General features: G+C 40.2%; 8 protein-coding genes and 1 pseudogene. 6 read left to right on the top strand and 3 right to left on the bottom strand.

All coding sequences use genetic code 11. The annotated features are described in order from the left end of the window. The first annotated feature begins 148 nt into the window (after positions 1-148). The 6 genes and pseudogenes from AC1M9B_RS09775 to AC1M9B_RS09800 all read left to right on the top strand — a co-directional run bounded on the left by AC1M9B_RS09775 (position 149) and on the right by AC1M9B_RS09800 (position 7,336). On the top strand, positions 149-742 hold the full coding sequence (locus AC1M9B_RS09775) for a LysE family translocator (RefSeq protein WP_180028060.1): 594 nt from the start codon (positions 149-151) through the stop codon (positions 740-742). Positions 743-856: 114 nt separating this feature from the next. Next, positions 857-1,426, top strand: coding sequence for a dCTP deaminase (gene dcd / locus AC1M9B_RS09780; protein ID WP_004694514.1), 570 nt, complete (start codon positions 857-859; stop codon positions 1,424-1,426). Positions 1,427-1,644: 218 nt separating this feature from the next. After that, positions 1,645-3,054: pseudogene (locus AC1M9B_RS09785) on the top strand (hypothetical protein); the annotation flags it as partial. Positions 3,055-3,160: 106 nt separating this feature from the next. Beyond that, on the top strand, positions 3,161-3,850 hold the full coding sequence (locus tag AC1M9B_RS09790) for a hypothetical protein (protein WP_481608999.1): 690 nt from the start codon (positions 3,161-3,163) through the stop codon (positions 3,848-3,850). Between the two features lie 25 nt (positions 3,851-3,875). Then, complete coding sequence (locus AC1M9B_RS09795) at positions 3,876-6,344, top strand: DUF6160 family protein (RefSeq protein ID WP_481609000.1); 2,469 nt, start codon at positions 3,876-3,878, stop codon at positions 6,342-6,344. A 32-nt stretch (positions 6,345-6,376) separates the two neighbouring features. Beyond that, complete coding sequence (locus AC1M9B_RS09800) at positions 6,377-7,336, top strand: DUF6160 family protein (protein WP_481609001.1); 960 nt, start codon at positions 6,377-6,379, stop codon at positions 7,334-7,336. Between the two features lie 36 nt (positions 7,337-7,372). On the opposite strand, the gene AC1M9B_RS09805 is transcribed toward AC1M9B_RS09800, so the two are convergent. The 3 genes from AC1M9B_RS09805 to AC1M9B_RS09815 all read right to left on the bottom strand — a co-directional run bounded on the left by AC1M9B_RS09805 (position 7,373) and on the right by AC1M9B_RS09815 (position 13,424). After that, entirely contained in the window at positions 7,373-9,088 is a 1,716-nt protein-coding gene (locus tag AC1M9B_RS09805; protein ID WP_481609002.1) for a proline--tRNA ligase, read from the bottom strand. Between the two features lie 94 nt (positions 9,089-9,182). Further along, entirely contained in the window at positions 9,183-12,287 is a 3,105-nt protein-coding gene (locus AC1M9B_RS09810) for an efflux RND transporter permease subunit (RefSeq protein ID WP_481609003.1), read from the bottom strand. Positions 12,288-12,302: 15 nt separating this feature from the next. Further along, entirely contained in the window at positions 12,303-13,424 is a 1,122-nt protein-coding gene (locus AC1M9B_RS09815; protein ID WP_481609004.1) for an efflux RND transporter periplasmic adaptor subunit, read from the bottom strand. Between the last annotated feature and the right edge of the window lie 14 nt (positions 13,425-13,438).

The raw sequence follows: 13,438 nt of genomic DNA on the forward strand, positions 1-13,438 counted from the left end.
AGAGTTATAATTTAAATGACAAATTAACCTGATGAAAAATATTACAAAAAAAATTGTGTTTCATTCTTGAGAAATTTTCACACAAATAATATTTTGCCAATTGAAATAATCCTGATTAATCTGAGCGCATTATCAGCGAGGTCATCCTATGATTTCATGGCTCTTTATTGCGTTGGTTACCACGATTTTATTCACACCCGGACCAACCAATACTTTACTTGCATCTTCAGGTATACAGGTAGGTATTAAAAAGTCATTTCGCTTAATACCCGCGGAAGCATTAGGCTATCTTATTGCCATCACTGCATGGGGATTTTTAATTGGTCGTGTCACCACTCATTTGCCAATTTTGCCAGTGATATTAAAATTATTTAGTTCATTCTATATTATCTATCTGGCCATCAAATTATGGCGCACTGCCAACGTAGAGCATCAGTTGAATCAGCCCACCATCAAAGCTTCTGAATTATTCTGTGCAACTTTACTAAATCCTAAAGCTTTGCTTTTTGCCTCGGCTATTTTCCCTGCAATTGTTTGGGTGAGTGTAGATTATTATATTGCGCACATGTTGATGTTTATTTTATTGATCCTACCCATCGCTTTTATTTGGACACTCATTGGGTCGCTGTTAGCCAATAATAAAATTAAGTGGGTAAACCAGTCCAATATGCAAAAAACAGCATCCTTAGTCCTGATGAGTTTCTCAATTCCAATGAGTTATTCGGCATTGTTAAGTCTTTAAGATGATTCACCGCAGCAGACTGAACAGGAATACAAATCGTGGGTTATTTCCATTGACGGGGTTTTCAGTTAAAGTACAGCGCAGTAATTGAATATGTATTCTGGGAATAAATAAATGGCTATTAAGTCTGATCGTTGGATTCGCGAAATGAGCGAAAAACACGGCATGATTGAACCGTATGCAGAAAACCAAGTTCGTTTAGATGAAAATGGTCAAAAACTCATTTCATATGGCGTTTCAAGCTATGGTTATGATGTTCGTTGTGCGCGTGAGTTCAAAGTGTTCACAAACGTTCACTCTGCTATTGTTGACCCAAAAAATTTCGATGACAAAAGTTTTATCGATATCGAAGCTGACGTGTGTATTATTCCACCTAACTCATTTGCGCTTGCTCGTACAGTAGAATACTTCCGTATCCCACGTAATGTCTTGACGGTGTGTTTAGGTAAATCAACCTATGCGCGTTGCGGTATTATTGTAAACGTGACGCCACTTGAGCCTGAGTGGGAAGGTCATGTGACCTTGGAATTTTCAAATACAACCAATTTACCTGCACGTATTTATGCTGGTGAAGGTGTTGCTCAAATGTTGTTCTTTGAGTCAGATGAAGTGTGCGAAACATCTTATAAAGATCGTGGTGGAAAATATCAAGGTCAAACAGGTGTAACTTTACCTAAAACCTAAGTATTGAATTGTAAGACTTCATGCAAAAAGCAAACTCAATGAGTTTGCTTTTTTTATAAGTATTTGAAAAATTGAATTTATTCATTTATCGGAAAAAATGCCAACCCAATCGCAATTTTTTGCAAATTCTACTTCATTTATATACTATAAACTGTGATGTAATCTTAATATTAAAAGAGAAGCATGGAATTCTTCTCTGAACAATTAAAAATATAAATATGGTGCAAGGCATCGTATACGGGAAGGTCGAGATGGCACTTAATTATACGAACATATTTAATCAGACTTTACTTGCAAGTTTAATGACGCTTACTACGGTTTCGGTCTATGCATTGCAGCCTCTTTCGGATGAAAATTTAAGTGCGACGACTGGTGAGGGTGTCGCCATGATTCCTCAAGATGCTTATTTTGTTTTTCAAGGGGAAAATTCAACTGCGGCAGATTTAATGAATCGCCAAAAAGATACCGGATATATTCATCTCATTCCAGTGGGTCCTTTAACGGATGCGGCATTGGATACCAATAAAAATGGAACAGTAGGGTCAGAAGATCATTCCGTGGGTAAGGCTGATTTGTTCGTGTATGGTCTCGCATTATCTAAATCTGATAATAATCACAATACGCGCTTAGCTGCGACAGATAAAGATGCACGTATAGGATCATGGGGAACAGCAACCAATCCATGGCTACTTCGAGTCGGTACTGAAAATCAGGTTCCAAATTTTGATTTAAATAAAACATGTATAAGTAATGATCCTAGCTGTCAGGTTCCATTCTTGACGCTTGAAGCTCCATTAATGGACACAGTTCGTCCTACGGATGCAGCCAATGGTCTTGATGCTTACAGATTGAAGATGGCCATGTGGGCGGATGCTTTTGTTCTTGATCCATCTCGTAAAGAAGGGGATCCACTACTTTACCAATTGGGTGAAAAAGCAGGAACGAGTAATGCGGATCGTGCTAATCGACTTCGTTTACAGGCCATTTGGAATAATTTTTCCATTAATGGAAGTAATATAAAAATCTTTCAAACTTTAAATGGTGCAAGTAACCAAGCAGGCATGAGTGCATTTTATAACAACACCTTGGGTGTTGCTGGACTTGTGCGTTTGAACTCAGGTGATGGTCAAAATCTGACGACGGGGAATAAAACAGCCAATATTCTTAGACTGAGTACGCGTGAAACATCAGACACTCCTAATTTACAAACCCCTGCCATCAACAATACTCTGGCACCAGTATTTGATGCCAATGAGGGTATCTTTATTCATAATTTGAATGCCAATATCGTATTGGGTTCACTCTATCAGCCTTTGATTCTAGGCTCTGATGGTAAAAACTTTAGTTTGGAACTCACGCGTATTCCAAATAAACCTGAAATTTATAAAAAAATATACACAGATTATAGCAATCCAAACTCGACAGAATATGCGGGCTCAACCTGTAACTTTTATAAATGTGGTAACAATGGTTTGAATGGCTATCAAGGGACGAATGCAACACATAGCAGTATCACTATTGGAAGTACTTCTTATAACGCTGCGAATAATACTTTAAGTGCTTATAAAGGATCAGATGCAGTAGGTATAAGTTTTGGTGCAGTCAATCCAATTCCCCAAACGCCTAATGCCGCATTGCCAGCATCAAATTTTAAAAATATGGGTTCTGCGGTCATTGATGGTGTTCTTATTCAGCATATGAAAATCACCACAAAAGGATTATAGGAGAGCATTCATGAAAAATTCATTAGTCGCTGTCCTATTCAGTGTTATAGCATCAATGACTTATGCACTTGAGCCCATGTCAGATGAAGCTTTAAAAAATGTTGAAGGACAAGCTGGAGCTGATCTCTCATTAAAACTTTCTTTAAACCAAAAGTTAGTGACTGAGAATAATGTTCAACGATATGTGTTTGATGATGCACTGTGTAAGGATGTGGAATATTGTCGTCTCGCGCTTGCTGTCAATAATCGCTATATCAAAGATGGTCAAGCAAGTAGTACAGATGGTTTTAAATTATGGCTTGTTTTTAAAGGGATTCAGGGCACTCTAAATATTCAAAAGATTGGCTTGGATGGTGTAGATCTCAGCTATAAAAATGATTCTGGTACTGATCAGCTTAAAGCAGCGATGCAACTGAGCTTTGATGCATCTAAGCCAATTCAAATTCGTAATTTTGGTTTTGATGCTTTGGCTTTTGGTCAGGATAAATTTACCAGCAATGCCACCACTGAGGGTGTAGGAACAAGTCCTGCTGACTATGGTTACCTGCAAGTGACACGTTATGATTCATTTAACGCTCCTCGTTCTGCATATGACCATGGGCGAGAAACTGGTTTTATGGGTTTAAAAATGAATGGTAATTTAGCTGTTCAGGGTAAAGTCATGATGTTTGGTTGTGACGGCAGTCACCAGCGTTGTTGAAATTAAACATGCATAAGGAAATGTGATGAACAATAAAAAATATAATCACAGCTCATTGCTGGTTATGAATGCATTAAGCCTGAGTATCTTGCTTACAAGTGGTCATGCCATGGCTTTAGAAGTGATGCATGATGAAGCTTTGCGAAATGTAAATGGTCAAGATGGTGTGCATATCTCGACAACATTGACTGAAGCCAATATGGAACAGGTCTATTGGCAAGATCAAGCAGGTCGTGGCAGTAGTGGAGCAACCAATAATACATTGCAGGCAACAGCAGATAATGTCTCTATTCGAAAAAGTAATGTATCTAATCAAACATTAGGGGCAGATATTAAAATTAATGCTGGAAGCAATGCGAACCAAGTAGGTTTAGACTTCAATGCCAGTGTGACACCTGCTTTAGTGACCATGAATAATCTCAGAATTTGTGATAACGAGAGTTCAAGCCGTTGTAGTTTTTCAATGGGTCAATTGGCTTTACAAACCACTTCGAATACTGATTTATCGCTTAGAACGATTCACGGATTATTCAGCAAAGAGAATCTTAGCGAAATCGCACTAGGGATTAAAAATGCCAATATCTATTTAGGGCAGACTGACGCACGAAACCAACTCAACCAACTTGTTTTAAACAACTTCAATTTCAACTTCAAAGCACGTGGTGCCATGTTTGTGGATGAAGTTGAGGGATTGAGAATGCAGTCGAATACACGTACAGGGTCGACAGATAATGTTGCCGGTATGAGTAGTACGCCTAATGATAATTTGGGTTATGTGGATTTAAACCGTGTTGCAAATTCGGCTTCAAAAAAAGCAGGATTTATTAACACAGGAACCTATGGCAATGGTAAGTCAGGTGCTGAGGGTGAAACAACAAACTCAGGTCTAAATATCGAAGTAATGTTGAATAAGAACGTGAGTTCAAATGACCCATATGCTTTAAATAACAATACGAATAATCCTCAAGGAGCTAAAGGTCTCATCCGTGTAGGTGCCAGCGGGCGAATGGTCAATTCATCGTTGCAATTTCGTGGTACAAAAGGTAATGAAAGTGTTCTAGGAAATGCCAATAGTCCAACGGCTTCATCTAGTAATAGTGTAATTGGTGATTCTGGAATCGGATTCCGTATGAAAGCTGACTTTACCAAAGACAATGATTCAATGCTCGGAAGTGATGGACAAGCAACGACTTTAGAAATTGGTGGGGCAGGTCTAAATGCATACGGTTTTGAGTTTAGTAACTTAACAGGGTTAAGACCAAATACTCGAGCATCTTTTGATAGCGGTAACGTGTATCTCAATTTAGCCGATACAAAAACACTGCGCTTACCTGAAAACGAAGTGTTCCAAAAAAGTCGTTTTGGTAATGGAAGTTATTTAACCTTAGCAACTGATTATCAGCACCAAATTCATAATGCAGTAACTGGTGATAATCCATACAGCTTGATTGCTGCGATTCGTGGTGCTGAATTTCAGTCTATTTCCCGCCGTGGACGTTTTACCAATAGTGCAGGAACACCAGCAGCTAACTTGTTTGCGAATACAAATGTTAAAAATGAGTGGGGTTTGGCACTGCCTTTTTATAATCTGAATGCCAATCTTGCTCTATATGGAACATCAGTTCGTGCAGATCAAGCTTTTTATTACACTTTAGCAGGCTCCGATGTTGTTAAAAACATGATTGCTACAACGGGTAATACCTCAAGAATTGGTTTGTCTTTTGCAATGAGTACCTCTGGGGTAGACCGAGCTAATGGTCAAGCGCTAGGTAATAAAACCACGTCAATTTTAGTGGTTGATGGCGGTAAGGTAGGCAGTGGAGATACGGCAACATCAACAGATTACTATATGGGTTTACGTAATATTGATCTGTACGCGAAGGGCACAGGAAATATGGGCGTAGAAAATGGTAGTGTAAATGTCAGCTTGCGCGATATGTTGATTGTTCTATCAACAGAAGTTGCTGCAGGATATCTGCCAGGTACCATTTATAAAACCTGTAAATTAAATAGTGGAGCAGCAGGATGTGCTACGCGAAGTTCATCACCAGACAACAATTTTGCTTTAGCTGATGATGTGATGTTTGTGGTGAAATCACGTCTTGGTGGTGATGTTGATTTTTCTTTAATTCCAAATAATGCTGCTGAAGATGGTCAGAACTTAACTTTTGTGGGTGAATTAGAGCTGAAAGGTGACAATAACACCTTCCAAATTACCGATCCTCATAATGGTTCAACACTTGGTTTAGACCGTTTGACAGGTAAAATTGCATTTAATAATGCATTGGTTGTTAGTAAAGATCAAAATGGTGCGGGACAATTTGGTGTGAATGCTGCCTTGATGTTCAATCCTCAAAAGACAACTTCGGGTGTTTTTAGAGCAAGAGACATCAACTTCTATCCTCCAACTGTAGGTGCTGGCGCTCGTTTAGGAGAACTGGCTATTACTGGCGGTCGTTTGAATAGTGAATTGCGCATTACGCCTCGAAATTAATAAGTAAATATGGAAAGTTGAGGGATAGACTCATGAATATGATAAAAACAAGACGATTCAGTTTACTTATTTTGACCACTGCGGTGGGATTCCCGTGTTTTGCTATGCAACCATTAGATGATCAGTCTCTTTCATCTACTACTGGTCAAGATGGGATCAGCATTGGTATTGGAATGGATAAGATCGAGTTCACACAGGCTGCGATCATTGATCAAGACGGAATTAAAGATCCAATATTAGGAAAAAATTATTCACAAGCAGCTGGCTTAGTGGTCGCAGGTCCAACTGGTAATCCAATTCAGGTTCAATTTTTAGGGCATACCCCTGGTTCGTCTACAATCAATGCAAAAATTGATACAGACGGAGGCAATGGCACGCCATTTGCCAATATAGGTATCACTTTTGCTGAGCAAATTACAGGGTTTAAATTGAGTCCATTCGCACTTTATATCGCCAGCAGTAATCAGGTGTCTAGTGCTACACAAACTAAATCGATTTATAATGATCTGAAGCAATTGGTGCCTGGTGTCGCTAAAATTTTAGAAATAGGCAGTGCTGATCGAAACTTTGAAATTACATTAAATCAATCCCAACGTCCTCAGATCAATGTTCAATTAGGCAATGTGCCACAAGGCTACATGGTCCAGTTTGGAGGCGCAATTCAATCAATCTGTGGCACAGGCTCAGGCTGTCCTATTGCATTCGTATCTGGTAATTCTTCTGCAAAATTCGATTTTCAGGCTAAAGCTACTGATCAAAACAATGGCTTTTCATTATCTGGTTTCCATGCAGGTGTTGCACCTTTAGGTATTTACGTCGGAAATACAGGACAATCTAGTAAAATGAATGTTGGTCTCAACAATGTGATGTTGGGACGTGAGGGGGCGAGTAGTCCGACGGTCTTTAATGGTTTAGCGAATGGCTCAATGGGGAGCTTTGGGGCTATTGGTACATCTGTGAAAGATTTGAAAGTGAATATCAACGGTCTATAAAAAATCCCGCGAATAGCGGGATTTTTTATGCTCAAATTATTGGGCGATTTTAGCAAGTATTTCTTCTTTACTCAGGTTGCTTGATTCAGTATCAGAACGACCTTTGTACTCAAAAGTACCAGCATCTAAACCTTTTTCACCGATAACAATACGGTGCGGAATACCTGTAATTTCGATATCGGAGAATTTAACGCCTGGTCGTTCATCACGGTCATCTAAAAGCACGTCATAACCAGCAGCTTGAAGTTCTGTATAAAGTGCTTCAGCAGCCTCTACAGTACGAGGTGATTTATGAGCATTCATCGGAACGATTGCGACATGGAAAGGTGCAATAGCAGCAGGCCAAATAATTCCTTTTTCATCGTAATTTTGTTCAATGGCAGCCGCGACTACGCGAGTCACCCCAATTCCATAACAACCCATTGTTACAGTGAATGGTTTACCATCCTTACCTAATACTTTGCAGCCCAGAGCTTCAGAGTATTTTTGACCTAATTGGAAAATATGACCAACTTCAATACCACGTTTAATTTGAAGTACACCTTTACCATCTGGAGATGGATCACCCTCAACAACATTGCGAAGATCATAAACTTCAGTGAATTGAGCATCACGCTCCCAGTTCACACCCGTCGCATGTTTGCCTGATTCGTTTGCACCTGCAACAAAATCAGACAATACTGACGCTGCTCGGTCAACGATGACATTAATCCCTTTTTCGACTAAACCTTGAGGACCAACAAAACCAGCGGTTAAGCCTAAAGCACTCAGTTGTTCTTCAGTTGCAAATGCAAGTGGTGATGCAATCAGCGGATGTTTCTCAGCTTTGATTTCGTTTAGCTCATGGTCACCACGAAGGAACAGTGCCACGACAGGCGCAGTTTTACCTTCTTCAGCGACTCCTTGTACCAACAAAGCTTTGACAGACTGTTTTGCATCGGTACCTAAGAAAGCAGATACATCAGCTATAGTCTTTTGATTTGGTGTTTCAATAATTTTTAATTCTTGAGTTGGTGTAGCACGTTCACCTACAAGAATCGCTTCAGCCATTTCAATATTGGCTGCATAATCTGATTCAGTTGAGAATGCAATATCGTCTTCACCGCTTGATGCCAATACATGGAATTCATGCGAACCTGAACCGCCAATTGAACCTGTATCCGCCTGTACTGGACGGAAGTCTAAACCTAAACGAGTAAAAATACGGCAATAGGCATCGTACATCGTGTCGTAAGTTTCTTGTAATGAAGCTTGATCTGCATGGAATGAGTAAGCATCTTTCATCACGAATTCACGAGAGCGCATAACGCCAAAACGAGGACGCACTTCATCACGGAATTTAGTTTGAACTTGGTAAAAATTAGCGGGTAATTGTTTATAACTTTTGAGTTCGTTACGTGCTAAATCAGTAATGACTTCTTCATGTGTAGGACCGAGAACAAAAGGGTTGTTGTGACGGTCATTAAAGCGTAAAAGTTCTGGACCATATTGCACATAGCGACCAGATTCTTCCCATAAACTTGCTGGTTGGGTCACAGGCATCAATACTTGTAGTGAACCAGCACGGTCCATTTCTTCGCGAACAATCGCTTCGACTTTATTTAACACACGTACGCCCATTGGCAACCAAGAATATAATCCTGAAGCCAATTTACGAATCATACCCGCACGAAGCATCAGCTGATGAGAGATTACTTCAGCATCACTTGGGGTTTCTCTTAACGTTGCAAATAAAAAGCGACTCGCGCGCATGGAATTTGTCCTAATAATGAGCGTTAAAGCATAAGATTATACGATAAAAAATGAGGTGAGCATTTTGAATGACACCTCATGACAATTCTCTACATTATGACATGAATTTTCGTGTTTGACGCACCATAAAATTCTTAAAGTCATCTAAGTAAGTAAAGATAACGGGAACCACAACTAAGGTCAGCAGGGTGGATGTAATGACGCCCCCAATGACAGCATGCGCCATCGGAGCACTTTGTTCACCTCCTTCACCCAAGCCTAATGCCAATGGCACCATACCCATGACCATCGCACTCGTGGTCATCAGAATGGGTCTAAGTCGTGTTTTACCTGCAGCAATAATGGCATCAAAACGTGTCTCACCGCGATCAATAGCTTTCTTAATAAAGTCAATGAGGAGAATCGCATTCTTGGTTACTAATCCCATTAACATGATGATGCCAATAATGGAGAATAAATTCATTGTTGAGTTAAATAAGAATAATGCAAGGAATACTCCGACCAATGACAATGGTAATGAGGCCATGATCGCCGCAGGATGAATAAAACTATTGAATTGAGAGCCTAAAACAATATAGATAAATACAATAGAAAGTGTAACGGCTGTAACAGCGTACCCAATCGATTCTTCCATATCTGCGTTTGCACCTTGTGTTTCAAAACCATAGCCAGCAGGCATCTCGAAGTTATCTTGCAATGCTTTAATATCTCGACCAATATCACCTGCAGGTCGACCTGAAGTATTGGCTTCAACCATGACTTCACGTGCTAAATCACGACGGTTGATTTGAGATGCACCATAACTTTCTTGTGTGCTTGTTACGCTTGAGAGCGGAACCAAGATAGGTTGATTATTCGCATCCACTTTTTGCGATTTTAAATATAAATTATTGATGTCACTTGGAAGCGTACGTTGATCTTCAGAGAGGCGCAAATTGACATCATAGGTTTCACCTTTTTCGTCTTTCCACGTCGTTACATCATCACCAGCAAGGAGAGGGCGGATCACATTGGCAATTTGGCTGACTGATAATCCTAAATCGTTTGCAAGTACACGATTTACATGCACTTCAAGGGTAGGTTTAGGCTCTTTGAGCGAGCTTTCTAAATCGACGACACCATCAATTTTTGCCATTTCCACCATGAAACGATCAGAAATTTTTTGTAATTCATCTAGCTCAGGTCCTTTGATGGAAATCATGACAGGCTTTTGACCACCAGACACAGTTTCATCTGCTGAAGCAATAGAGGTGAGGGTAATACCCGCCACTGTTTGTAGTCGATCACGAAACTCATTGGTTAAATCAGTCAGTGTCTGAGAGCGCTCTTGACGAGGACTTAAACTGACTCGGATGCTTACATGGTTTTTCCCGCGATCAGTCACCCCATTAATAACGCCGTACGTTCCTTTAACTTCTGGATGCTGTCGAATAATAGATTCAACTTGTTTTAACTTTGCCTGAGAGTATTCGAGTGAAGCATCTACGGGCGTTTCAAATTTGATCCGAATTTCACCTTTATCTGGAACAGGTACAAACTCTGTTCCCACCATTTTCGATAGCGCGAGCGCGCCAAACAGTGAAGCAACAGCAACGACAATTGTTAGAAAGCGGAATCTTAGTGCCAGTTTTAGCAGCTTCTCGTACACTTCATTTAATGAATCAAGTTTATTTGAGATCCCATTGAAGAAGCGTTTCAATGCGCTCGGTTTTTTATTTGGATGATGACGTTCAGCCCAGTGAGCTGAGAGCATTGGATCGAGCGTAAAACTGACAAACATTGAGATCAGTACGGCGGTACTCACTGTCACGCCAAATTGGTAGAAGAAACGACCGATAATACCGCCCATGAATGCAACTGGTAAGAACACCGCAACAATAGTCAAAGTGGTTGCGAGAACTGCCAGCCCAATTTCTTTGGTTCCATCTAAAGCAGCAGTCACATGATCTTTCCCCATATCAGCATGGCGGACAATATTTTCACGTACCACAATTGCATCATCAATAAGAAGACCAATACTTAAAGACAGGGCAAGAAGAGTCATCATATTGATGGTAAAACCAAAAGCCCAAATGAACGTTAATGTACCAAGTAAGGCGATTGGCAGGGTAAGGCCTGTAATAATCGTCGATCTAAATGAACCTAAAAACAGTAGAACGATGACAACCGCAAGTACACCACCTTCAATAATTGTACGGGCAACATCACCAATACTTGCTCGTATGCCTCGAGATGTATCGACAACTACTTTCAATGTTGTCCCTTTCGGGAGTTGTTGTTCTATACGGTTTAGTGTTTTATAAGCCGCATCTACAACATCAATTACATTTGAATCAGAGCTTCTGAGAATATCCAACGCGACAGCATTTTGACCGTTAATGAATGCACTCGACTCGAGTTCAGCTTGGCTGTCGTAAATTTCAGCTACTTGTTTTAAATAGATTGGCGTGCCATTTTTACTCGCGACGATGAGATCCCCAAAGGATTGGGGATGAATTACTCTTGATTTAATTTCAACAACCAGCTCTGAATTTGACTGTTTGAGTGTGCCCCCAGGGACTTCAATGTTTTCGCCTTTTAGTGTGTTAATGACTTGATCAACGCCAACACCAAGACTTTGTAATTTTTGTGGATTAACTTCAATACGAATTTGACGCTGCGAGTCACCTAGCAGATTAACTGTACCTACCCCACGAACAGTTCTCAATTGAGGAACAATTTTTTGATCTAAATAAGAGCTGAGCTCTCGGAGTGACATATTCTCAGACTCAAATACCACCGACATGATGGCACCTGCGGAAGGGTCATAGCGCTCAACAATAGGATCAGTAATTTCATCACGAAATTCAGCTGTCACTGGCGCAATTTTGTCTCGAATATCTTGAGCTGCAACGGTTGAAGGAACATCCAAATTAAACTCAGTGATAATTGTAGAGAGTCCTTCACTCGACTGCGATATCACTTGTTTAACACCTGAGATCGTATTGATCTGATCTTCCATCTTTTTGGTAATTTCAGATTCAACAGTTTCAGGAGAAGCACCTGGATAAGTGGTATACACGACCACAAATGGGAAATCGACATCAGGGAATTCTTCAACTCCCATTCGTTGCCATGATGATAAGCCCAATACCATCAGGCATAGCATCATCATGATCGTAAAGACAGGATATTTCACACTGATTCGAGTTAACCACATAGTTCAGATCCTGTCTTACTTTGAAGCAATTGAGACTGTTTTATTTAAGTCATCATTATTAAACTTAATTCTACTGATGTAATCCGTTGGCTGAAGACCACTGATCATTGCAATATTCTCGTTGGGTTGTCGATCCAGAATTCGAATATTGGCTTTCTGAATTTTCTGATCACGGATGATCCACAGATAAGGTTTGCCATCTGCATCTTGAATAGTATCAAGAGGAACTTTTTGCCCCTGAATTTGTTTGTCATCTAAAATGAAACCTTCGACAAAAGCACCAATACTCAGTGAATTGATTGATTCATTTGGTTGAGCAAAAAACTCAACCTGACGACTGATTTGATCGGCCATTGGGGAAATGCGTGTTAACTTGGCAGTATAATTTTGGGTAGTCCCTTGAATTTTATATTCAATGTTGTTTCCAATGTTGAGCGCATGTTGAGATTCGACAGGGAGTTTTGCTTGAATCTCTAATTTTTGTGGATCTACGATTTCAAATAGTGTTTGACCCATTGAAACGGTTTGACCAGGTTCAACTTGACGTTTGGTAATCACGCCAGAAATGGGGCTACGAATTAATCCATCAGCATCGGCTTTCAGTGCGATATCCACATTTGCTTGCTGAGCTCGTACAGTTTCGAGTTGAGCTTTATGCTCCACTTGACTTTGTTCATATTCAACCTTAGAAACATATCCTTGATCATAAAGTCGTTTTTTTCGAGTGACCATATTTGCAGCTTGTTGTGCCTGCGCTTGTGCAGAAGCAAGATTAGCGCGAGCTTGTGCGAGTCGGGCTGCATTATCTTGATTATTTAAACGTACCAAGACTTGTCCTTTACTCACCCTTTCACCGACTTGTACAGAGACTTGACTAGCAGTGGCAGTCACTTGCGCTTGAATTGTACTTTGATTCACAGCGCGTATGGTGCCTGTGAAAGCAAATTTCAGATTTGAGACCCCATTTTCAACTTTGACTAAGTCCTGTTGTATTAATTCAATTTTTTGAGGGGTGGATGAGGTTGGCTGTACACTTTCGTCATTTTTTTGACAAGCGGCTAAAAGACAACTCGTACACAGCGTTCCTAATACGAGATATTTCTTAAACTGACTGCTGTGTCGAGTCGCATTCGGCATGTGATAATTCCTTT

The sequence above is a fragment of the Acinetobacter sp. ANC_7513 genome (assembly GCF_056779915.1).